We start from the raw sequence: 22,709 nt of genomic DNA, 5'->3' as shown, positions 1-22,709 counted from the left end.
TGGTTATTGGATAACGTTTATTCGGGATGCTGCCGGCGACATGAAATGAAGACGCCGGCATGTTTATTGTTAATTTTTAATAGCTATAAGGAGCGTTAAACCGCTTGAATGGATTCTGGAGAAACTTTCGTTTTCTCATCAGAATCGTTGGCTACGATATGGTCGTATTTCTCGGTCAGATGATCCTGAATTTTTTGGTGGTAAGCGCCGTTGAGTTTGTAGAAGCGGAAGTACACAACCAAAGCGATGGCGAAGAAGAACGCAGGCAGGCCAACCATGATGCATTGCATGCCAAAGACGGTTTCAGGGCTTTGTTCCATGTTCGGTACATAATCCACTGCGGTCAGTGCGATACCAATGAAGAAAGCCGCAAAAGCTGAACCTGCTTTAACCACCAGCGTTTGCACGGAGTAAGCAATACTCTCGCAGCGAGAGCCCAGTTTGTACTCGCCGTAATCCACTGTATCCGCCACCATAATGACGTTCAGTACCCAAAATAGCGCCGTACCGATTTGTAATAACACACCCGCAGTTGAAATCAGCAGGATGCTTTGTTTATCGTACATGCCTACGTAGATAAGGACTGCACTGCCTAGGATTGGGAAGCTCGATGCACACGCCCACAACACTCGACGTGAGAACATTTGCGCCAATTTAGGGAACAACACCAGTGTAATTAGGTTCGCGATACCAGCGTAAGCCATGTAGTAAGGGAAAAGTTCCTCATTTCCGACCACATAGGTGAAGTAGTAAACCGCAAAGGCTGTAATGATGTTGGTAGCGAGGTTGTATGACAGTGCCATACAAAGCACGCTGGTCAGTTGGTCATTTTTGTAGATAAGCGAGAGGAGCTTCTTCAGTGAGACTTTTTCTTCAGGTTTCGTCTCGTCAAGGTTGCTAGTTGAGTAACGCTCTTTCACGTTACGTAGCGTGATATATGTTGAGACGAGGAAACAACCGACAAGCAAAATGGCAAACACTTGGAAACCAAATCCTTTGTCGTCACCACCGACATAATTCACGAACGGCATTGCGATTGCGGCGGTAACAATCCATGCAAGGCTAGCGAAGAATCGAGGGTACGGTACAAGCTCTTCACGCTCACGTTTGTCCAGAGTGAGTGTCGGAACCAGTGACCAGAAAGGAATATCCATTAAGGTGTAGGTCATGCCCCACAAAATGTAAGTCACTGCTGCATAAGCAATAAGCCATGGCCCCTCGATATGGTGCGCACTAAACAACATGAGCAACACCACTGAGTTGGTGATGGTGCCAATTAAAATCCAAGGTTTAAATTTACCCCAACGTGTGCGGGTGTTGTTCACGATCCAGCCCATAATCGGGTCATTCACTGCATCCCAAATACGCGCAATTAAGAAGATGGTTCCCACCACGGCAGCCGAAATACCAACAACATCGGTGTAGTAGAACATCAGGTACATGTAAACGATGGTGATAGCGAAGTCTTTACCAAATGCGCCAAAGCCGTAGCTTAGCTTGGTATTCATAGAGATACTCATTTGTTACTCCTTACGCCCCCTCATCGAGAAGGCGCAGTATATTCACGTTATTGTCGTTTTTATTGATATTGGTTTTGTGATTCTGGATTTACTGATGCACCCACGCAGGCAACCAACCTTCGTGTGCTTCAATCAAGTCATCAACAAGGGCATAAATCTCTTCGAGTCCAAGCACTGCCGCGGTATGAGGATCAAGCATGGCAGCATGATAGATACGATCTCGGTTTTCAGTGAGGATGGCTTCCGTCAGCAGAGTCTGAACATTGATGTTGGTCTGCATTAATGCCGCTAAGTGATTTGGTAATCGACCAGCTTTGATAGGTTGAATGCCGTTTGCGTCCACCAGACAAGCCACTTCCACACAACAACCTTGTGGCAAGTTGTCAATTAACGCTTCATTCTTCACGTTGCCGTAGATAACACTTGGCGTGCCTGTCCAAATCGAGTTCATGATGGTGCTCGCGTATTCATGCGACTCTTTGACGGTGATTTGATCCGCGTTTTTGAAGTCTTCGAGGTCTTTTTTCCAATCAGCAATTTGTTCTACACAACGTTTAGGATATTCATCAAGTGGCACTTTATAACGTTCAATCAGATCTGGGCGATTTGGTTTGATGAAATATGGGGTGTATTCAGAAAAATGTTCTGATGATTCCGTCACAAAGTAGCCCAACTTCTTAAACATCTCGTAGCGGACTAGGTTGGTGCAGCGACCGTTGTGATGCAAACCCGGCTTCGGCGCTTTGCCTGATTCAAATGCCTCAAGCAAATCAGGATAAATATCGACATATTCCCCCTGCTCGTTTTTCTTTTCGAACGTCAGATAATAAGCCATGTGGTTGATGCCTGCGCAGGTGTAACGAAGGTCTGAATATTCGATATCAAGGTCGCGAGCGAGCTCTTCCGCCGTCCCTTGCACGGAATGGCACAAGCCCACTTGTTTGATGTGAGGGTATTTCTCATACATCGCCCAAGTGTTCATCGCCATTGGGTTAACGTAGTTGAGCATGGTGGCATTTGGACACACTTCAGTCATGTCTTCACACACGCTCCAAAGGTGAGGAATAGTGCGCAGTGAGCGCATGATGCCGCCAGGGCCCAATGTGTCGGCGATGGTTTGCTCCAAACCGTGACGCTTACAAACCTCAAAGTCCGTTACAGTGCATGGCTCATACCCACCGATTTGGAATGCGATAACGACAAAATCTGCGCCTTGCAATGCTTCTTTTTGGTTTAAGTGACAAGTGATCGTCCCCGTCACACCGGATGATTCCATCAACTTGCTTACTACTAGGTGTGATTCCTCCAAGCGGATTTCATCAATATCCATCAAGGCAATTTGCGCCCCTTTGAAGGCCGGCTTATGGAACACATCGCCAAGAATGTTCTTCACAAAAATCGTAGAACCTGCACCGATGAATGTGATTTTAGGGCTTTTCATAGTTGAATCCTTTTTGCTTTCATACTTTTGTTTCGATGCATTTAAGTTACACCTGTCGCAAGGCCGAATTCGTCTCAGATAAACCAATCACTCTCCCGTTTCCTAACATTTAAAATCAACCAGTAAAAAATCTTAGGAAATGGGATATTTTTGTGTAAATCACGGATAAAGAAGGAGGAAAGATACGCTGAGGCTTGCTAGCACGGCGATTTAAGTCACATAACCAAAATCTTATAAAACAGAGTAATCGGCGTTTTTGAAGCTGTTCTGAGTTTTGTTTCAACAGATTTAGTACAAAGAACTTATACAGTTTCCTAAGAGGTGGGCGATGGCAAAGGTAGAGTCCAAGGCAGAGTTAGATACATTGAAAGTGGTGATTCAAGATAAGTATTCTTCCGAAACGGTTTCTGTAAGCCCACTTTCGCTGTACTCCTCCTATGAAAAAATCGATATCGAGCTCAGGCCGCCCCACTCTATGCCGGGTTATCACTGGCACGGACAAGTAGAGGTAAACATTCCTTTTGGCGATGATGTTGAGTACATCATTAATGGCAGCCCAGTGGTGGTGAAAGCAGGCTCGATAGGATTATTTTGGGCGTCAGTTCCTCATCGGCTCACCAATCCGGGCAAGAGTCATAATATGGGGATCATCAATATTCCGATTCACCACTTTATGTCTTGGACGCTCAATCGAGACTTCGTCAATCAGATCACCCATGGTTGTGTGCTGCAATCAAACGCCAGTTCATTAGTCAGCGAGTTTGAGTTAGCACGCTGGGCAGAAGAAATAAGCCACTCTTCGGAAAGTCGCCAGCAATTAGCGATTGATGAAATTGGCTTGATGTTAAAAAGAATGTGTTTAGATGGCTGGCAACAACTGAGTATCTACCGACAAGAGAAGTCGACCAAAAAAGGCGTCTCCAAACACTCGCAGTTTTACGTCAGTCAAATGCTGGAATACATTGCCACCCATCATAACCAGCCGATCACGATAAAAGACATAGCAGAGCACATTGGGCTGCACACTAACTACGCGATGAATGTGTTCCAACGAACCATGCAGATGACCATCAAGCAATACATCACGGCAATGCGGATTAACCACGCCAGAGCGCTGTTGAGTGATACCGACCGAACAATTTTAGATATCGCGTTAACGGTAGGTTTTAATTCTAGCAGCCGATTTTATGAGACTTTTCAGAATTATATTGGTGTAACGCCAACGCAATATCGCAAGAAGTCACGCGAAGATCATCGCTGGAGCAGTCACAGTACTAGCCCACTTTACGAACTAGAGAAAGGCGCCATTGATGGCAAAAGACCACTGACAGTCAGTTAGTCTTATCAGCAAGAATGAGGTGAAACAAAAAAGGCAGATCACTCTGCCTTTTTAATCATTGGTGGGTTAGCGAAGAATTACTTAATCGCCAATTCCGCTAGCATTTCTTGTGAAGGAGCGAAGAAGTAAGCACCTGTCACCGCTTTAGTGAAGCGAAGTAGTTGGTCAGTCTTACCATCTGTCACACCGTACATGCTCTCAAGCATAACTTTGATGTTGTGGATAGTGTTGCAGTAAGAGATGAACAACAGACCGTGTGCGCCCGTTACTGTGCCGTATGGTAAGCTGTGACGAACGATCTTAAGGCCTTTGCCTTCTTCTTTGATGTCCACACGACCTACGTGAGAAGCAGCAGGAACATCTTCTAGCTCGATAGAATCTGGTTTAGTACGACCAATCACTTTCTCTTGTGCAGATACGTTCAAACGGTTCCATGCAGGAAGGTTGTGCTCAAAGCGTTGAACCATCACGTAACTACCACCAGCGAAAGCACCGTCTTTGATCAATGCTACGTCAGCACGTGCGTCGCCTTTCGGGTTCTCTGTGCCATCAACAAATTCTGTCATGTCACGAGCATCTAGGTAACGGTAGCCGTATGTTTCGTCAACAATTGTTACGTCTTCCGCTGTGTCCACTAGGAACTTACGAAGAACGTAGAAGTGCAAATCGTGACGCGTTGAATGACAGTGGATCAGCACATCAACGTCTGATGCCGGAGCAATCACGTCACCTTCACCCAGTTGTGGGAAATCAATCAACTCTTCTGGCATTTGCATGTTTAGGTGCTGCCAGAAAGACTTAGTGAATGCGATAGAAATCGTTAGGTCTGCACCTGGTTGGTTCGCATTGAGCTCTTTTACTAGCTCAGGTAGCGCTTTTAGTTTCGCCAGTACGTTTTCACGGTTTTGGTTCACTTTTAACTGAGTGTAAAGTGCAAATGGTCCTGCTTCAGGCACAATCGCCGTTTGAGCTTGTGACATTGAGAAATCCTCTATACATTGCCCCATGCGGGAATTTTTTGTTCTTAATTCTTCGATGGCTGTTCTTCTTTGTGCTCAACTTGTGGCACGTTGAAACAGTCTTTCACCCATCTTCCATTAAAAAGATAGATCATAAACCAAGCTAACAGGGTAATAGTGAGCGCGTTTGCCCAGTTGAATACACCATGTTCTAAGTAGACATGATACATGGTCTGAACCAATTGAATACCGCACAAGATCAAAGTCATGGCACGACCATGCTGGGTAATTTGATTCACCCAACCTCTGTCTGGATGACGTAAGCCCATCAACCACATCAATAATAAACTTGGAATACCCATCGATAGTCCGAGATATAGCGTATTTGAGTCGGGATAAACAATCGATAATATCTTGCTACCGCTGTCTCTACTCACTCCTGCCATGGCAAACACCACCCAAGAGCGCGCTAGGAACATCCACCCTAGCCATAACATAATTGGCGCTTTCAAAAATCCATGAGCGTCGTACTGATCAAATGAGTAACGCACAATATCGTCTTCTTAGTTTCATAAAAACGCCACTTTAACTGATCGCTTCAGAGTTGCAACCCAGCAAAGCTGAGAACTAAAGTTCATTTCATCATCTTACGCAGGTAAACTAGGTTTAGATTTACAGTGACGTCGATGGAAACATGAAGAAGAAAAACACAGCAGCACCCGTTCCTTCCCAAGAAACCCAAACTGAAGCGATGAAGATTGCTAAATCCACGCAAAAGCCAGGGCAAACCAAAGAACAGACTAAACTGATCGCTCAAGGTATTGAGAAAGGCATTGCTCAGTACAAGAAGCAGCAGAAAGAGCGCAATCGACAAGCCGATAAAGCGAAGAAAAAACAGCAGAGAGAAAAACAACGCCAAGTCGATGACGTAGTTGAACAAGATTCAGCAAACGTTGAAGCACCAACGAGCAAACCTGCCGTCTTACCTTGGGCGCTATTGGTTTTGAGTTGGGCAGGTTTTGCGGCTTACATCATAATGGGGAAATAGCATGCAACGTTATGTGATGATAGGAAGCATCGCATTGGCTTTGATGGGGTGTTCATCACCATCCATACTGCTAACTGAACTAGGTAGTGATGTGCAGATCCGCATTGATAGCCAGTTCAATCCAGGTCAATGCGAGTACCTAGGTGAAGTCACTGGCAGCGAAGGGCATTGGTATAATTACTTGTTCTACACCAACGATGCCATGATGCATGGTGCGATGGCCGATTTGAAAAACAACGCCGCTTTGCTCGAGGCCGACACCGTTTACATGGTTTCACCTCAAGACTTTGTGACTTCTTTCAGCGTGCTAGGTACTGCCTACCGCTGCCAATAAGCGTTTTCCAGACGTAAAAAAAGCCAGCAATTGCTGGCTTATGCACGAAATCCAAGACTGCTAGCGATATCTCCCTCTCGCTCAAGAACCCATTGACTGTCAAAAGGTCCCCAATCCGAAAGTTGGTAATAGCCGTCGTTATGACGTCGACCATCTTGAACGAAGATGAGTTCGATGCCGATCCCCGGTAATGCCTTGAGTACATCTTGAATAGTACGACGAGGCCACCCCGTTCTTTCGATCAATTTTGGTACATTTGGCCTTTCTAGGTTTTCCACCAACAAGGCCAAATATAGCCGCCTTGCAAAAACAGGACTCAATTCCATTGACACCTCCTAAAATTGTGCTGATTCATTATTTCTTTTTTGCTCGGCGAGATGTTGCGTTTGATCAATAACTCGACTTTTCCGTGCTATTTAGCCGAGTTTTTTATCAATCTGATCACCATTTGGTGGAGGAATGAGCTACAAAATAAGCCTGAATAGAGCACTGACCTGTGAAATATTCGCCGCATGATTTTGTCACATTGGTTGCTTCTTGATAGGATGCTTGAACAGCCAAAAACAATGCAAAATCGGGCGTTCCATAGCGCAAACCGATAAGTCAAGTACAAAGAGAAAAGGAAATAATATGACGATCACTATGTTCGGCATCCCAAACTGCGACACGATTAAAAAAGCCAAGAAATGGCTAGAAGCGGAAAACGTTGCTTTTGATTTTCACGACTACCGCAAACAAGGTATCGATGCGGCAATGGTGACGGAATTTTGTAACGCTCTAGGTTGGGAGCAAGTTCTGAACAAGCGTGGCACAACTTTCCGTCAACTGACTCAAGAGCAAAAAGATTCTCTTAACGAAGAAAACGCAATTTCGCTATTAGTAGAAAATCCAGCGATGATTAAGCGCCCAATCTTGAAAGTTGAAGACCAATTTTATATCGGTTTCAAAGCAGACCAATACGCGACCATTTTTAACTCTTAATTTAAGGAACACTCAAGGATGACAGACAGTCCAGTACTGGCACTTGCTAAAGACCTGATTAGCCGCCAGTCCGTAACGCCTGAAGATGCAGGCTGCCAGGAAGTAATGATCGAGCGATTGAAAGCGCTTGGTTTTGAAATCGAAGTCATGGTGTTTGAAGACACTACTAACTTCTGGGCTCGCCGTGGTACAGAAGCACCGCTGTTTGCTTTTGCCGGCCACACAGACGTTGTGCCAGCGGGTAAGTTAGAACAGTGGGATACACCACCATTTGAACCAACCATTATCGATGGTTACCTTCACGGTCGCGGTGCAGCCGACATGAAAGGCTCACTGGCTTGTATGGTGGTTGCGGTTGAACGCTTTATTGCAGAAAACCCGGACCACAGAGGCTCCATCGGCTTCTTGATCACTTCAGACGAAGAAGGCCCATTCGTCAACGGTACCGTTCGCGTTGTTGAAACTCTAATGGAACGCGGCGAGAACATCGACATGTGTATCGTTGGCGAACCTTCAAGTACAGAAGTGGTTGGTGATGTGGTGAAAAATGGCCGTCGCGGCTCAATCACTGGCGACCTAACCGTAAAAGGTACACAAGGTCACGTGGCCTACCCTCACCTTGCAAACAACCCAGTTCACCAGTCTCTAATGGCTATCCATGAACTTGCCACCACAGAGTGGGATCAAGGTAACGACTACTTCCCTCCGACTAGCTTCCAGATCCCGAATGTTTCAGCAGGTACAGGCGCGTCTAACGTCATTCCTGGCGAGTTCAACGTTCAGTTCAACCTGCGTTTTAGCACTGAGCTCAGCAATGAAGTGATCGTTCAACGCATCACTGAGACACTGGATAAACACGAGCTAGACTACGATCTAAAATGGACCTTCAACGGCGACCCGTTCTTAACTGACACTGGCGCATTGCTAGACGCAGTGGTAGCAGCAGTTGATGAAGTAAACAGCACTAAGCCTGCTCTTCTGACAACAGGCGGTACATCTGATGGTCGCTTTATCGCCCGCATGGGTGGTCAGGTGGTTGAACTTGGCCCTGTTAATGCGACGATTCATAAAGTGAACGAGTGCGTGAAAGTGGACGATCTAGAAAAGTTGACTGACATGTACGAGAACACGTTAAAGCATCTGTTAGCAAAATAGCGCCTACGTGCATAGCAAGTAGTATTTAACGAGAACACCATGACACCAGAGCAACTTACCGGAATCACTGACTCGCATCTGCAATCCACTTTAGTGGGTCAAAAAGCCTTTATGCTTCATCCAGAGGTCGCTGATGATTTGTTGCAGATGATTGATGCGGCAAACAAAGCGGGTTTTAAGATGGAAATCGCCAGCGGCTTTCGCGATTTCAACCGTCAAAAAGCCATCTGGAACGGTAAGTTTGCCGGTGACTTAACCATATTAGATTCTCACTCCCAGCCTCTAGACAAGGCGAAACTCAGTGATGAAGAAAAGCTGATGGCCATTCTTCGTTGGTCTGCCCTACCGGGCGGAAGCCGACATCATTGGGGTTGTGATTTTGATGTCTACGCGCGTAACTTGCTACCGTCAGACACACAATTGCAATTAGAGCCGTGGGAATACTTAGAAGGTCACCAGTTACCTTTCTATCAATGGTTAGCAGCCAATTTAGAGCGCTTTGGTTTCTTCTTCCCTTATCAGCAAGATCTGGGGGGCGTTGCCATTGAACCCTGGCACATCAGCCATCGCTTTGTAGGGCAGCAATGTCTAACCCATTTGACGCCCGAAGTTCTGAGAAATCAGCTAATTGAGCAAAATCAGATCGATAACATTGCAGGGATTGACGTCATATTGAATAATTTGGATAAGGTCGTTAACAAATTCATTCACAATATCACGCCGCCGGAGGCTCTATGATCGAACTATTAACCAACCCTTGGGTCATTATCATCATAGTGGTCAGTATCGTGGTGGGGAATATTGCTGCGCTCAAGTACACCGCAAAAATGAAGTTTGGTCAGATGGATAAAGGTCGTAAGAACGATTTAGATAAGCTGAACGAGCTGGATAAAGAACGCTACGGCGAAAATGGTGAGAAGAAAGACGACTCTCGTTAATATCACATTTGAGCTTACTCTGAACTCAAACCAAGGTACTGAGTACTCTCATTAAAACAAATACTAAAAAGGGACCAAGAAGGTCCCTTTTGTTTATCTGTGTCTAACTACTTAGCTGTCTTAAGCAATTAATCTTTCACCACCGCAGCCAATACTGGCGCAAGTGACTTCAAGAATTCTTCTTCTACTGGCTTACCAGAAGAGTCGGTAATGTTGATAGAAGTACGGTTACCCAGGTCACCCAATAGGAAAGTGTATTTACCTGCTGCTAGGTCTACTGGTTTCACGCCGATGTCATTCCAGAACGCATCATCAGGTGATGCGTATTTCGCTGTCACCGTACCTTGAGATTGGCTGCGCTCTTCGATAGTGAAGCCCATCTTCGGCATGATGTCTGGTAGGCGGTTCCACACTACGTTGTATTGAGCACGAGCGATGATCACTGGTAGACCGCTGCGGTCTTTACCCATAGTAATTGGGATGTGCTTCACTAGCTCTTGTGCTTTACGCTGTGCTTCTTCACGAACGTGCTGGTCATAACGAGCAGTAACCAAGTTAGTCATAAACACGTTGTAACGCTCACGGTTAGTACGTGTTACTTCTTTAACTTGATTTCCTTCACGCCAATCAATCAAGCTCACTTTAAAGCCATGGCGACCGTTCATCTCACCACGAGTAATTTCGTAGCGGCTGCCGATTTCCATGTCTTCATCTGGTGAGTTCCAAGTTACCCAACCTGTTTCGATACGATTGTCGGTTTGGTTTTCTACTGGGATCTTGTTCTCAGCAACCATGTCTTGAACGGTTTGCCAAACTTTATCCAATTCATCCTTGCGAAGCAGCCACAGTGTTACTTCACCGTCATTGCTGCGATCTAGGCGAGCACCAGGGATCAATTCCAATACTTGCTGCGGCGGACGAATATCCACTTCTTTACCAATACCACCCGCGTACTCACCTTGTGGGATGCGGTAGTTAGGGTAAAACTGAGGAACAGCACCTGCGGGAACACTCCACTCTTCAAGAGGTGGGGTGTTCAAGTACTCGAAGTCGTCTTTTGCTTGACGACGCTGGTTTGCACCACCTGAACAGGCAGTCAATACGAATACAGCTAGTGAACTTAACACTAACTGGCTTGAAAGCTTCATTTATACTCCTAAAACACTGAGGGCTTATTTGCCCCCAGCATGAACTTCAATCCTAGCAACTCAATCTTAATAAATACCGGCGTCGGTTAGCGCCTGTTCCACGACTGGCTGCGATTTTTCAGAAAGTGGGGTCAAAGGAAGACGCAGTTCACCTTCTTCAATCAAACCAAGCTTATGCGCAGCCCATTTTACTGGGATTGGGCTTGATTCAACGAATAGGTTCTTGTGCAGAGTCATCAAACGTTCGTTGATCGCTTCTGCTTCGTCGTATTTTCCTTCACTTGCCAAATGGAACATGTCTGCCATGTCCTTAGCCGCGATATTGTTCGTTACCGAGATAACGCCATGACCGCCAAGTTTAACAAATTCTAGGCCAGTCGCATCATCACCACTTAGTAAGATAAAATCTTCGCCACAAAGTTCACGGTGAAGTGCAATTCGGCTTAAATCGCCTGTCGCGTCTTTTAGAGCCACGATATTATCAAGCTTTGACAAGCGTGCCACTGTCTCAGGCAACATATCTACCGCAGTACGACCCGGTACATTGTACAAAATTAGAGGTACGTCACTCGCTTCAGCAATTGCTTTGTAGTGTTGGTACAAACCTTCTTGAGTTGGTTTGTTGTAGTAAGGCGTTACGCTCAGGAAACCCGTAATACCAGAATCAGCCAATAATTTGCTAAATGTCACTGCTTCGTGGGTTGCGTTTGCACCCGTACCAGCAATCACTGGGATACGACCGTTTGCAAACTCAACGGTTTTATTCACGACCTTTACATGCTCTTCAATGGTTAGAGTCGCTGACTCACCAGTGGTGCCAACTGCAACAATACCGTCTGTACCAGCTTCAACATGGTACTCAACAAGCTTTTGTAGACTATCAAAATCTACTTCACCATCTGATTTTAGTGGTGTAATCAGCGCTACGATACTTCCTGAAAACATGTTTATCTCCCTCATTTTACTCTTTCTGCATGGTACTGTAATGCGATTGAAAAACACAAGAGCGTAAACTCGCTTACAAAGTACAAATGAATGAATAATTATCAGTTGTTAGAGGTCTCGCAACTAAAATGTGAATTTTGTTCTCAATCCTAGCCATTCTGATAATTGTGTTTGGTGGCGACATGCCGCGAATAAGTCTAGGCCGCCGCTTTTAATTAGGCGCGGAATATACTCTCTCGTCATGAGGCTCAAGTCAGCGTTGAGTGAATTAATAGAGTACTCAACAATCAAACTGTTCACTTAATCAACAAAGCGTTTTAACAAGTTTAAAAAAAGAACTGACTCGACATTTCTGTGCCGTATCTGTGCTAACATCTCTCTATTGAAGAAAGGACAAGAAGCTCATTTATGAAGCAACATCTGGTACTTACAGCGGTTGGAACGGATCGTCCGGGCATATGTAACCAAGTGGTTAAGCTCGTCACACAAGCTGGCTGTAACATTGTCGATAGCCGTATTGCTATCTTTGGTAATGAATTCACTCTTATCATGCTGCTTACTGGTAACGCCAGTAATGTCACCCGCGTTGAAACGCAATTGCCACTACTAGGTCAAGAACACGACCTTATCACTATCATGAAACGCACGTCAGCACATGAGTTGCTCGACAACAGCTACACCATGGAAGTGTTCATTGAATCAGAAGACCGTATCGGCCTTACAGAGAAGTTCACACAATTCTTCGCCGATAAACAGATTGGTCTAGATTCCCTTAGTGCGCAAACAATCAGTAAATCGAAAATCCAATTAGATGCCGATCAGTTCCACATTGCGATTACCGCCTCAGTGAGCTCTGACTGTAATCTGATGCAATTACAAGAAGATTTCGATGAACTTTGTAATACGCTCAACGTACAAGGTTCTCTGAATTTCATTAAAAACAATCTATAAAGTAAAGGATATAACAATGAATACGCTGACAGCAGGCTCGCCAGCGCCAGCCTTCTCTTTGCTCGACCAAGATGGCAACACCGTTTCTCTCGGTGACTTCAAAGGTAAAAAAGTTCTGTTTTACTTCTACCCGAAAGCGATGACGCCGGGTTGTACCACCCAAGCAAAAGGCCTGCGTGATATAAAAGCAGAGCTAGATGCGCACAATGTTGTGGTATTGGGCGTAAGTATCGACCCAGTAAAACGCCTTGGTAAATTCATCGAACGTGATGAGCTAAACTTCACGCTACTTTCAGACGAAGACCATGCAGTTGCTGACCAGTTCGGTGTATGGGGCGAGAAGAAATTCATGGGTAAAGTGTACGATGGTCTTCACCGTATTAGCTTCCTGATCAACGAAGAAGGCGTGATTGAGCACGTGTTCAACAAGTTCAAAACCAAAGACCACCACGAAGTGGTTGTGAGCTACTTGAAAGAAAACGCGTAAGCTTAGCTTTCATCCAAATACCAAAAAGCCCAGCAATCGCTGGGCTTTTTATTGGATTCGATGTCTATTCTTGTATCGGTTCGTTTTCTTCAGTGCTTGGCAGTGCGTTCCATACCGCTTTCACTAGTGTCGCCAACGGAATCGCAAAGAAGACACCCCAGAAGCCCCACAAACCACCGAAGACCAACACCGCAACGATAATCGCCACAGGGTGAAGGTTCACCGCTTCAGAGAACAATACAGGGACTAATACGTTGCCGTCTAGTGCCTGAATGATGCCGTAAGCGACCAATAACCAGTAGAACTGTGGTGTTAAGCCCCATTGGAACAAGCCAACAATCGCAACAGGCACCGTCACTGCAGCCGCACCGATGTACGGGATAAGCACTGACAAACCCACCGCTACGGCAAGCAATGCAGAGTAGCGCAGGTCAAGAATCGCGAAAGTCACATAACTTACGCCACCCACGATAAGGATTTCTAAAACTTTACCGCGAATGTAGTTCGAGATTTGCTCGTTCATCTCGTGCCAAACTTTGTTCGCTAGCTTACGGTTTTTCGGCAAAATGCCACTCGCCATGCGCAGCATTTCTTCTTTATCTTTGAGCAAGAAGAACACCAACAGTGGGACAAGAATAAGATAAACCGCCAGTGTCGCTAAGCTTACCAAAGATGCCAAAGAGCCTTTTACCACGCTCTCACCCAAACCAATGGCTTGGTTTTTCGCGTTGGTAACCACGGTTTCTACGATCTCTAGGTTTGCCAGCTCAGGATAACGCTGTGGCAGTGTAGCAATGAACTTTTGTAGCCCCGCATACATGTTCGGGATATCGTTTATTAAATTCCCCACCTGCGTCCAAATCGTTGGCACGAGACCAAAGACGGCAATTAACATCAAACCGATAAAGATTAGAATGACGATAATGACGGAGAAAGTACGCGGAATACCCAAACGGCACATTTGTGTCACTGGCCATTCAAGTAAGTATGCAAGAACGATCGCCACCAGCAATGGCGCAATCAAATGCCCGAAAAAGTAAATTGTGATAAAGCCGAACAGCAAGATCGCCACTAGGCTCACTGCATGTGGGTCTGAAAAGCGTCGCTTATACCAACGACTTACCATTTCAAGCATCTTATGAAGATTCCTTATTGAATACTGTCAACGTGAAGTGTTCCGGCGAAGTTTGGCAATCCACCGCATACCCTTGGTTAAGTAAATACTTCACGATATCGTGTTTAGAGCTTTTATCCACCACTTGAATGACAAGCTGATGATATTGCTGTGTTTCTCCCTGAAACACATCTGCAGCGTGACGCTTAGCAAGTAACAGTGCCATAGGGCAGCGTTGCTCGCGCAAATCGAGTAACATGGATTCCATTGTATTGCTCTGCACTTGTGATAGGGTTGTATTGTAACGGCTTTTTGAGCTGGTGCTAGTGATTTAAGCGTAGACGACAAAGACTTTATAATTCAAAATTTTAACATCTTGTAAGAAGTATCTACGAAACCAATCCGTTTATTTTCGGTCTTATAGCTAGCATATTCATCCCATAAGGATGACCATAATGCATGGTGGTCATGCTGAGAGGAACTCGGCACCCAACCCATGTTTCGGTATTTTGGAGAATCTTTAAACCGTATGTTAAAACGCACTCGCTCGCTAGTTTGTTTATGCCTTGCTGCTGCATTGAGTACACCAACACCTATTTACGCCAATAGCCTTGATCTCCCTGATATTGGTACGGCAGCTGGAGGCACTCTGACGATAGATCAGGAGTTGATTTATGGCGACGCTTACATGCGTATGCTCAGAGCCAGCAGCCCTATTGTTAGCGATCCCGTCATCAATGAATATATTGACACACTTGGACACCGTTTGGTCGCCAATGCGAATGACGTAAAAACTCCGTTCCACTTCTTTATGATCCGCGACCGCAACATCAACGCATTCGCCTTCTTTGGCGGTTACGTTGCCCTGCACTCGGGTCTATTTTTGCACGCTCGTACTGAAAGTGAGCTTGCCTCTGTTGTGGCGCACGAAATTGCCCACGTAACACAGCGTCACCTTGCACGAAGCATGGAAGAACAAGCTCGTCGCTCGCCAGCGACTATGGCAGCGCTCGCTGGTGCATTGCTACTCGCCATTGCTTCTCCAGAAGCCGGGATGGCAGCCGTGACGGCAGCAACAGCCGGTAACATGCAGAGCCAAATCAACTACACCCGTTCCAACGAAAAAGAAGCCGACCGCTTTGGTATTGCAACCTTGGCGAAAGCAGGCTTTGACGTACAAGCAATGCCGCGCTTCTTTGGCCGCCTAGCGGATGAATACCGTTACGCGAGTAAGCCGCCACCAATGCTGCTGACTCACCCACTACCTGAAGACCGTATTACCGATAGCCGTGCGCGTGCGCGTGCTTACCCGCCAATGCGTATCATGCCTTCGATTGATTACCATTTGACGCGTGCTCGAATCGTTGCGCGTTATGCAGGTATCGATGGACAAGCGGCAATGAGTTGGTTTAATCGAACTCAAAAGAAAGCGTCTCCAGAAATCATCCCGTCTTTTGATTACGGTCGAGCGCTCGTTCACCTAGACAACAAACGTTTGAGTGAAGCGGAGCCACTTCTGAAAAAGCTGCTGCAGCAAGACCCTGGCAACCCATTCTATTTGGATGCCATGACCGACTTGTACATCGCACAGAAGAAGCCACAAAAAGCGGTGGATATGTTAAGCAGTGCGCTGAAACGCAACCCGCAAAATAAAGTGCTGACCATCAACTACGCTAATGCTTTGCTGGAAGCGAATAAGAATGAAGAAGCCGTGCGCATTCTTCAACGCTACACGCACGATAACCCAGAAGATACCAACGGCTGGCACCTTCTATCAAAAGGTAACCACGCACTGGGTCGCAATGACGAAGAACTCGCCGCTCGCGCAGAAATTTTAGCGCTGCGTGCAGGATGGAATAAAGCCATTCAATATTACTCTGAAGCAAGTAAAATTGCTGAACTTGGCAGCTTAAAACAAGCTCGATACGACGCTCGTATCGACCAGTTAATGATCCAAAGAGATCGATTCATGGCATTACAATAACGAAATGGAGAAAACCATGTCAGTCGTGATTTATCACAACCCTCGTTGCTCAAAGAGCCGTCAAACTCTAGAACTTCTAGAGCAAAACGGTGTTACACCGGAAGTTGTTAAGTACCTTGATACACCGCTTAATGTGGAACAACTCAAAGCACTTTACGCTCAACTTGGTTTCTCTTCTGTACGCGAAATGATGCGTACAAAAGAAGACATCTACAAAGAGCTTGCTCTGGGTGAAGCGTCAGTGACAGACGAGCAACTGTTCGAAGCAATGGCACAAAACCCTAAACTGTTTGAGCGCCCTGTTGTGGTTGCCAACGGCAAAGCGAAAATTGGTCGTCCACCAGAGCAAGTACTGGAAATTCTATAAATGGATTGCCAGATCCTCATTTTGTATTTCAGCCGTCATGGCTCGACAAAACAGCTGGCAAGACAGATAGCAAGAGGGGTCGAATCGACTCCTCATTGCGAAGCGATTTTGCGTACAGTTGAAGAATTGTCACCTCACTCACATACCCCTTCCGATCCAATTGTTACTCTAGATGAGTTGAAGCAGTGTGATGGCCTCGCGTTTGGCAGCCCAGTATGGTTTGGCAACATGGCAGCACCGCTTAAGCACTTTTGGGATCAAACCACACCTTTGTGGGTGAACGGCGATCTTATCGATAAGCCAGCTTGTGTGTTTACCTCATCATCCTCAATGCACGGCGGTCAAGAAACCACGCTACAGAGCATGATGACCCCACTTCTGCATCACGGCATGATGGTGTTAGGAATCCCTTACTCAGAGCCAGAACTGCATACCACCCAATCAGGTGGAACCCCCTACGGGGCAAGCAGTGTAGGACAAGAACCAAGTCTTACGGCAGAAGAGATTCGTCTCGCACAACAATTAGGAAAACGACTGGCGACCGCAGCGAAAAAGCTCAAAGGAAGTCAGTAAGCTCAAGGATAAGAAATCGATGTCTGACATTATTGACCAACCACCTCTTAGCACCCGAACCCAAACCTATCGCTACATGGCGCTGTTCGGCAATTTGGCATTGTTAGCTTGGGTTGCGATTTGGCAATTAGCGCTTTCCCCTCACCCGCACCTAAGCAGTACCACGCTCGCTATCGCGTGGTGTATCCCGCTACTTTTACCATTGCCGGGCATTCTTGCAGGTAAGCCATACACACACGCATGGGCAAACTTCGTCTTGATGCTGTACTTCTTACACGCGCTGACAATTCTGTATATCGATGGTGGTGAGCGTTGGTTAGCAGCTGTGGAACTGCTCCTTACTTCACTCGGCTTTGCAGGTAACATCTTGTTTGCACGAGCGCGTGGTAAAGAGTTGGGATTGAAGCTAAAACGTCTATCTCAAGTAGAGAAAGAAGAGAAAGCTAAATTCAATAAATAGCGGCTTCAATAAATAGCAATTTCAATAAGTAGTTAGCCCAATACGTATCTGGCTGATGAAGCCTCCAGTTTTCTCACTCCCAGAAAGAAATACCAAACAATAAAAAAGAGTCGCACTTGGCGACTCTTTTTTTGTTCAGCTTGTTGCTCGGCCTAATGCTTAGTTTAGGTCCTCAACCACATCCGTTTCTAGCACTGGCGCAATCTCTGAGTTTTCTTCAGGCTCGACAGGCGTGCGAACTGGTGCATTCCATTTGTAGATCAAGTCGTACTGCTCAGGTGCAGGCTTCACTACAACAGGCTGTTCTGGTTGCGCAGTGTCTGTATTTAGGTCGACCACTTCCGCTGCTTGAGCGTCTTCTGTCGTTGCTGGCAATTGCGTTGGCTGTGCAGGCTCTTCAGGTAACTGGGCCGGCACAACTTCTTCCATACCAGCCATTGGGTCTTCCGTTACTTCCAAAGAACGAATAGAAGAGACTTCTTGCTCAAACGCCTGTTGAGAAGCCAATAGATGGATAGTTAAGGTGACTTGATTGCCTTGAATACGCTTAATTTCAGCACCTGCAACCGAGCTCAACTTTGTTAGTGAGTTTTCTAGCTCGAAGAAATCCATAGCAGAGGAAACGCTAAGCACTTTCACATCAATCGCTTCTGATGATTTGCTGGAAACGACGACAGCGCTCTTCTTCGCATAGTAATCGGCAATGCCACCAACCATTGCTGGAATCGCATTTGCGCCAGATGCCGAGCCACTGCGTGGAGATTGTTTAGACTCAGAAAGCTGGGCTGGAGATTGGTCGTACAATGTCCAACGAATCTTATCGCCTTGAACACGAACAATCAGTACCGCATCCACAGGGTAACGTTGGCTCGCTTGGCTGATTGGGTCAACAAAGTCACCCCATAGATCAGAAACGTTCACGCCTGTTACATCATCGAAATCACCCACGGGCATCGTGATTGGAAGACCACGTGCTTGTGCGGCATCACGAAGCGTCGCTGCACTCGTTGAATCGGAATGCTCCCATGTAATCGTGCGATCGTAACCTTGCTCTTCAACCATCCAAACCAGAATGTTCGCTCGGTTTGGTGACCAAAGAGGAAGCTGAGCTTGCGTTAGTAGTGAGCGGATCTGGCCACTATTAAACAGCATTTTTAAGCTGCTTTGACCATCCATTTGGCCATAGCCAAGTTGGGAAATATAGCGAGAACTTGAACCCACTGCCTTCTTAATTACTGGGTTGCTAAGGGAAGATTGGCTGCCTGTCGCACGCACAATCACATCTTGCATACCTTGTTGACGCGCGAGTTCTTCGCCGTCTTTTTGCTCACCGTCGATCGCCACTTCGGCACGATAGATATCTACCTGAGTTAATGCATAAACTGGCAGAGACAACCAACCTATCAATAAGAGAGCTAAATAGCGCATAGTTTTCATAATCCTCTGAACAAGAACACGCATGATAAGCAACTATCAAATCTTGAGCAAGAAGAGTACTGAGTGAATTGTCTGTATTCTGACCAACTTAAAAGGCACGCATGAAACTAAACATTCGCTGACCTTATAAATCCACACAAAAGTTTGATCTAGACAACATTGCAATCGATTGCTAGATGATAAGATTCGCCGGATTTGTCTGCGTATCTTTGAATAGGGAATTATTATGAAAAATGCGTTACAAGGCGCTCAGATGCTCTTTGTCGCTTTTGGTGCTCTCGTACTTGTGCCACTTCTGACTGGCCTTGACCCAAACGTTGCTTTGTTTGGTGCTGGTGTCGGTACTCTTCTTTTCCAACTGATTACTAAACGTTCTGTTCCAATCTTCCTTGCCTCTTCTTTTGCGTTTATTGCTCCTATCATGTTCGGTATCCAAACTTGGGGTATCGGTGCAACCATGGGTGGCTTGATGGCTGCAGGTTTGGTGTACGTTGGCCTTGGTGCGATGATCAAAGTGCGCGGCGTTGGATTCATCCATAAAATTCTTCCGCCTGTCGTTGTTGGCCCAGTAATCATGGTGATTGGTCTTGGCTTAGCACCAACGGCTGTAAACATGGCGGTAGGTAAATCAGGTGACGGCGCAATTCAATTAGTGAACGGCGACGCAGCGATTATCATCTCCGCAGTGTCATTGCTAACGACGATTGCATTGAGCGTATTCGCAAAAGGCTTCCTAAAACTGGTTCCTATCGTTGGCGGTATCTTGGCAGGCTACACGGTGTCATTGTTCTACGGAGTCGTGGATTTCACTCCGGTTGCTCAAGCGGCTTGGCTAGCAATGCCAAACTTCACAGCGCCTGAATTCAACATCAACGCTATTTTATTCATGATCCCAGTCGCCATCGCTCCAGCGGTAGAGCACGTAGGTGACATGCTAGCGATTTCTAACGTAACAGGTAAAAACTATCTGAAGAAGCCAGGCCTTCACCGCACTATCGCGGGTGACGGGGTAGCAACAATTGCAGCTTCTATGGTTGGCGCGCCACCAAACACGACTTACAGTGAAGTAACCGGTGCGGTAATGCTAACTAAGGCATTCAACCCTGTAATCATGACATGGGCGGCAATCACAGCAATCGTACTTGCGTTGGTTGGTAAACTAGGTGCAACTCTACAAACGATTCCAGTTCCAGTTATGGGCGGCATCATGATTCTACTGTTCGGCTCTATCGCAACAGTCGGCCTGAACACACTGATCAAGAACCACGTTGACCTTCACAAATCACGTAACCTAGTGATCGTTGCTGTAACACTAGTGTTTGGTATCGGCGGCATGGCTTTCGGTATTGGCGAGTTCAGCCTACAAGGTGTGAGCCTATGTGGTATCGTGGCTATCATTCTTAACCTAGTGCTACCACACGACCTTGGTGAAAACCACGTGGTGGATAACGCACAAATGGAAGAAGAAAACGCGAAGTAATTTGCAGTGCGGCTTAATCGATTTAAGCCGCCCTTCCAGCTCTCGTATATTACAGATACAAAAAAGGCTTGGTTTTCACCAAGCCTTTGTTTTTCAATTCAGTAATAATCTAGCATCAAGCTCGAATTATTTAGTACCGAAGATCTTGTCACCTGCGTCACCAAGACCAGGAACGATGTAGCCTTTGTCGTTTAGCTTCTCATCGATTGCTGCTGTGTATAGCTCAACGTCTGGGTGAGCTTTTTCTAGCGCTTCGATACCTTCAGGAGCCGCTACAAGAACAAGTACTTTGATTGCCTGACAACCTTTCTCTTTTAGAAGATCAATTGTTGCGATCATAGAACCGCCCGTTGCAAGCATTGGGTCAACAACTAGAGCGATACGCTCGTCGATGTTAGAAGCAAGCTTGTTGAAGTAAGGTACTGGCTCAAGTGTTTCTTCGTCACGGTAGATACCAACAACACTGATACGTGCACTTGGCATGTGCTCAAGTACGCCGTCCATCATGCCAAGACCAGCACGTAGGATTGGCACTACTGTCACTTTCTTACCTTTGATTTGGTCAACTTCTACAGGACCGTTCCAACCTTCAATGGTTACTTTTTCTGTTTCAAAGTCTGCTGTCGCTTCGTAAGTAAGTAGGCTACCGACTTCTGTCGCTAACTCACGAAAACGCTTCGTGCTGATGTCACCTTCTCGCATTAGACCAATTTTGTGTTTTACTAGAGGGTGTTTAACTTCAACAACTTTCATTTCCATCTCCGGCTTTTTTGGCAATATTTAAACAAACCTTCAGATTATACATGATTTTTGCAGGGATATCAGGATAGATCACTAAAGAAAAAAACCGACGCAAACGTTTGCTATCTGTATTTAACCACTGGTAGAATAGCGCCGTTTTCATATCCAACTTAAAAACCGAGGACTTCCCTGTGAGTGGTAACAACTCTTCTCTTAGCTATAAAGACGCTGGTGTAGATATTGATGCAGGCAACGCGCTTGTAGATCGTATTAAAGGTGCGGTTAAGCGTACTCGTCGCCCTGAAGTGATGGGTGGTATCGGTGGTTTTGGCGCACTGTGTGAATTACCGACTAAATACAAACAACCTGTACTGGTTTCTGGTACTGACGGTGTAGGTACAAAACTTCGTCTAGCACTGGATATGAACAAGCACGACACCATCGGTGTAGACCTAGTCGCGATGTGTGTAAACGACCTAATCGTGCAAGGTGCTGAGCCGCTATTCTTCCTAGATTACTACGCGACTGGCAAGCTAGACGTAGACACAGCAGCAGATGTGGTTTCTGGCATTGCTGATGGCTGTGTTCAAGCAGGCTGTGCACTTATCGGTGGTGAAACTGCTGAAATGCCGGGCATGTACGAAGGCGAAGACTACGACGTTGCTGGCTTCTGTGTTGGCGTAGTAGAAAAAGAAGACGTGATTGACGGCACGAAAGTGGCAGCAGGCGACGCACTAATCGCTGTTGGCTCAAGCGGTCCACACTCAAATGGTTACTCACTTATCCGTAAGATCCTAGAAGTATCTGGCGCAGATAAAAACGAAGAGCTAGCAGGTCGCACTATCGGTGAACACCTACTAGAACCAACTAAGATTTACATCAAATCAGCGCTTAAGATGATTGAGAAGCACGACATCCACGCGATTTCTCACATCACTGGTGGTGGTTTCTGGGAAAACATCCCACGCGTACTGCCTGAAGGCACAAAAGCCGTTATCGATGGTAACAGCTGGGAATGGCCAATCATCTTCAAATGGTTACAAGAAAAAGGCAACGTTGAAACACACGAAATGTACCGTACGTTCAACTGTGGTGTTGGTCTAGTCGTTGCACTACCAAAAGACCAAGCAGACGCAGCGGTTGCTCTTCTTAAAGAAGAAGGCGAAAACGCATGGGTGATTGGTGAAATCGCTCAAGCAGAAGCAAACGAAGAGCAAGTTGAAATCCAATAACTTGCGAATCAAGCTCAAAAAATAAAAAGAATGAGGACGCTATGTCCTCATTCTGCTATCTGGAACATCGAAAAC

Annotated in this window: 26 protein-coding genes; 15 read left to right on the top strand and 11 right to left on the bottom strand. The window is 46.0% G+C overall.

Translation table 11 applies throughout. From position 1 onward, the window contains the following. Nucleotides 1-95: 95 nt before the first annotated feature. Entirely contained in the window at nt 96-1,520 is a 1,425-nt protein-coding gene (gene melB, locus A9237_RS12760) for a melibiose:sodium transporter MelB (protein ID WP_078608315.1), read from the bottom strand. A gap of 88 nt (nt 1,521-1,608) precedes the next feature. Then, the gene (melA, locus tag A9237_RS12755) at nt 1,609-2,961 is read right to left on the bottom strand and encodes an alpha-glucosidase/alpha-galactosidase (RefSeq protein WP_078608314.1); all 1,353 of its coding nucleotides are present in this window, start codon (nt 2,959-2,961) and stop codon (nt 1,609-1,611) included. A 328-nt stretch (nt 2,962-3,289) separates the two neighbouring features. Between melA and melR the strand changes: the two genes are divergently transcribed. Continuing rightward, nucleotides 3,290-4,300, top strand: a complete 1,011-nt coding sequence (melR, locus tag A9237_RS12750) for a transcriptional regulator MelR (RefSeq protein ID WP_078608313.1) — start codon at nt 3,290-3,292, stop codon at nt 4,298-4,300. Between the two features lie 77 nt (nt 4,301-4,377). Here the strand turns inward: melR and A9237_RS12745 are convergent, their stop codons facing one another. Next, nucleotides 4,378-5,280: a Dyp-type peroxidase gene (locus tag A9237_RS12745; protein WP_005436880.1), complete on the bottom strand. Its 903-nt coding sequence runs from the start codon at nt 5,278-5,280 to the stop codon at nt 4,378-4,380. A gap of 44 nt (nt 5,281-5,324) precedes the next feature. Next, nucleotides 5,325-5,810, bottom strand: a complete 486-nt coding sequence (locus tag A9237_RS12740; protein WP_027726641.1) for a DUF2919 domain-containing protein — start codon at nt 5,808-5,810, stop codon at nt 5,325-5,327. 143 nt (nt 5,811-5,953) lie between these two features. Between A9237_RS12740 and A9237_RS12735 the strand changes: the two genes are divergently transcribed. Together A9237_RS12735 and A9237_RS12730 are read left to right on the top strand one after the other, a co-directional pair. After that, a complete protein-coding gene (locus A9237_RS12735) occupies nt 5,954-6,307 on the top strand; it encodes a DUF2956 domain-containing protein (protein WP_039986318.1) in 354 nt (117 codons plus the stop codon). A 1-nt stretch (nt 6,308) separates the two neighbouring features. After that, complete coding sequence (locus A9237_RS12730; RefSeq protein WP_078608312.1) at nt 6,309-6,641, top strand: DUF4156 domain-containing protein; 333 nt, start codon at nt 6,309-6,311, stop codon at nt 6,639-6,641. Between the two features lie 38 nt (nt 6,642-6,679). Here the strand turns inward: A9237_RS12730 and A9237_RS12725 are convergent, their stop codons facing one another. Further along, a complete protein-coding gene (locus A9237_RS12725) occupies nt 6,680-6,967 on the bottom strand; it encodes a winged helix-turn-helix domain-containing protein (RefSeq protein ID WP_005445349.1) in 288 nt (95 codons plus the stop codon). Nucleotides 6,968-7,271: 304 nt separating this feature from the next. On the opposite strand from A9237_RS12725, the gene A9237_RS12715 reads away from it, so the two are divergent. The 4 genes from A9237_RS12715 to A9237_RS12700 are packed head-to-tail and all read left to right on the top strand — an operon-like array spanning nt 7,272 to nt 9,715. Next, nucleotides 7,272-7,622, top strand: coding sequence for an ArsC family reductase (locus A9237_RS12715; protein WP_078608311.1), 351 nt, complete (start codon nt 7,272-7,274; stop codon nt 7,620-7,622). An 18-nt stretch (nt 7,623-7,640) separates the two neighbouring features. Further along, on the top strand, nt 7,641-8,777 hold the full coding sequence (gene dapE, locus A9237_RS12710) for a succinyl-diaminopimelate desuccinylase (RefSeq protein WP_078608310.1): 1,137 nt from the start codon (nt 7,641-7,643) through the stop codon (nt 8,775-8,777). Nucleotides 8,778-8,816: 39 nt separating this feature from the next. Beyond that, nucleotides 8,817-9,515 (top strand): M15 family metallopeptidase, encoded by a 699-nt coding sequence (locus A9237_RS12705; RefSeq protein ID WP_078608309.1) that lies wholly within the window; start codon nt 8,817-8,819, stop codon nt 9,513-9,515. Next, entirely contained in the window at nt 9,512-9,715 is a 204-nt protein-coding gene (locus tag A9237_RS12700) for a DUF2897 family protein (RefSeq protein ID WP_033005406.1), read from the top strand. The genes A9237_RS12705 and A9237_RS12700 overlap by 4 nt, the downstream gene beginning before the upstream one ends. 128 nt (nt 9,716-9,843) lie before the next feature. On the opposite strand, the gene bamC is transcribed toward A9237_RS12700, so the two are convergent. Next, nucleotides 9,844-10,863: an outer membrane protein assembly factor BamC gene (gene bamC / locus A9237_RS12695; protein WP_005436864.1), complete on the bottom strand. Its 1,020-nt coding sequence runs from the start codon at nt 10,861-10,863 to the stop codon at nt 9,844-9,846. Between the two features lie 66 nt (nt 10,864-10,929). Then, nucleotides 10,930-11,808: a 4-hydroxy-tetrahydrodipicolinate synthase gene (gene dapA / locus A9237_RS12690; RefSeq protein WP_009707394.1), complete on the bottom strand. Its 879-nt coding sequence runs from the start codon at nt 11,806-11,808 to the stop codon at nt 10,930-10,932. A 408-nt stretch (nt 11,809-12,216) separates the two neighbouring features. On the opposite strand from dapA, the gene A9237_RS12685 reads away from it, so the two are divergent. Together A9237_RS12685 and bcp are read left to right on the top strand one after the other, a co-directional pair. Continuing rightward, entirely contained in the window at nt 12,217-12,759 is a 543-nt protein-coding gene (locus A9237_RS12685; RefSeq protein WP_005436861.1) for a glycine cleavage system transcriptional repressor, read from the top strand. Nucleotides 12,760-12,775: 16 nt separating this feature from the next. Further along, nucleotides 12,776-13,246 (top strand): thioredoxin-dependent thiol peroxidase, encoded by a 471-nt coding sequence (gene bcp / locus A9237_RS12680; protein ID WP_078608308.1) that lies wholly within the window; start codon nt 12,776-12,778, stop codon nt 13,244-13,246. Between the two features lie 64 nt (nt 13,247-13,310). Here bcp and A9237_RS12675 read toward each other — a convergent pair whose 3' ends face one another. Together A9237_RS12675 and A9237_RS12670 are read right to left on the bottom strand one after the other, a co-directional pair. Further along, the gene (locus A9237_RS12675) at nt 13,311-14,381 is read right to left on the bottom strand and encodes an AI-2E family transporter (RefSeq protein WP_078608307.1); all 1,071 of its coding nucleotides are present in this window, start codon (nt 14,379-14,381) and stop codon (nt 13,311-13,313) included. Nucleotide 14,382: 1 nt separating this feature from the next. Further along, nucleotides 14,383-14,619, bottom strand: coding sequence for a sulfurtransferase TusA family protein (locus A9237_RS12670; protein ID WP_009707396.1), 237 nt, complete (start codon nt 14,617-14,619; stop codon nt 14,383-14,385). Nucleotides 14,620-14,889: 270 nt separating this feature from the next. Here A9237_RS12670 and bepA point away from each other — a divergent pair, with 270 nt between their 5' ends. From bepA to A9237_RS12650, 4 genes are read left to right on the top strand one after another with little or no spacing between them, the layout of a single operon-like run. Next, entirely contained in the window at nt 14,890-16,344 is a 1,455-nt protein-coding gene (bepA, locus tag A9237_RS12665) for a beta-barrel assembly-enhancing protease (protein WP_033005399.1), read from the top strand. A gap of 16 nt (nt 16,345-16,360) precedes the next feature. Beyond that, the gene (gene arsC, locus A9237_RS12660) at nt 16,361-16,711 is read left to right on the top strand and encodes an arsenate reductase (glutaredoxin) (RefSeq protein WP_009707398.1); all 351 of its coding nucleotides are present in this window, start codon (nt 16,361-16,363) and stop codon (nt 16,709-16,711) included. Next, nucleotides 16,712-17,284, top strand: coding sequence for an NAD(P)H:quinone oxidoreductase (gene wrbA, locus A9237_RS12655; RefSeq protein WP_009707399.1), 573 nt, complete (start codon nt 16,712-16,714; stop codon nt 17,282-17,284). Nucleotides 17,285-17,303: 19 nt separating this feature from the next. Further along, nucleotides 17,304-17,744 (top strand): DUF2069 domain-containing protein, encoded by a 441-nt coding sequence (locus A9237_RS12650; protein ID WP_005436847.1) that lies wholly within the window; start codon nt 17,304-17,306, stop codon nt 17,742-17,744. A gap of 159 nt (nt 17,745-17,903) precedes the next feature. Here A9237_RS12650 and A9237_RS12645 read toward each other — a convergent pair whose 3' ends face one another. Next, nucleotides 17,904-19,172: a DUF2066 domain-containing protein gene (locus A9237_RS12645; protein WP_054824025.1), complete on the bottom strand. Its 1,269-nt coding sequence runs from the start codon at nt 19,170-19,172 to the stop codon at nt 17,904-17,906. A 235-nt stretch (nt 19,173-19,407) separates the two neighbouring features. Between A9237_RS12645 and A9237_RS12640 the strand changes: the two genes are divergently transcribed. Beyond that, a complete protein-coding gene (locus tag A9237_RS12640) occupies nt 19,408-20,661 on the top strand; it encodes a uracil-xanthine permease family protein (RefSeq protein ID WP_009707401.1) in 1,254 nt (417 codons plus the stop codon). A 126-nt stretch (nt 20,662-20,787) separates the two neighbouring features. Here A9237_RS12640 and upp read toward each other — a convergent pair whose 3' ends face one another. Then, on the bottom strand, nt 20,788-21,414 hold the full coding sequence (gene upp, locus A9237_RS12635) for a uracil phosphoribosyltransferase (RefSeq protein WP_005445324.1): 627 nt from the start codon (nt 21,412-21,414) through the stop codon (nt 20,788-20,790). A 179-nt stretch (nt 21,415-21,593) separates the two neighbouring features. Between upp and purM the strand changes: the two genes are divergently transcribed. Further along, nucleotides 21,594-22,634 carry a phosphoribosylformylglycinamidine cyclo-ligase gene (gene purM, locus A9237_RS12630; RefSeq protein WP_017189240.1) on the top strand — a complete coding sequence of 347 codons (1,041 nt, stop codon included), beginning with the start codon at nt 21,594-21,596 and terminating at the stop codon, nt 22,632-22,634. The last annotated feature ends 75 nt before the right edge of the window (nt 22,635-22,709 follow it).

The sequence above is a fragment of the Vibrio owensii genome, assembly GCF_002021755.1.
Classification (GTDB): domain Bacteria; phylum Pseudomonadota; class Gammaproteobacteria; order Enterobacterales; family Vibrionaceae; genus Vibrio; species Vibrio owensii.
Note: the sequence above shows the minus strand (reverse complement) of the source record. Positions and strands in the feature narration are given on the sequence as shown.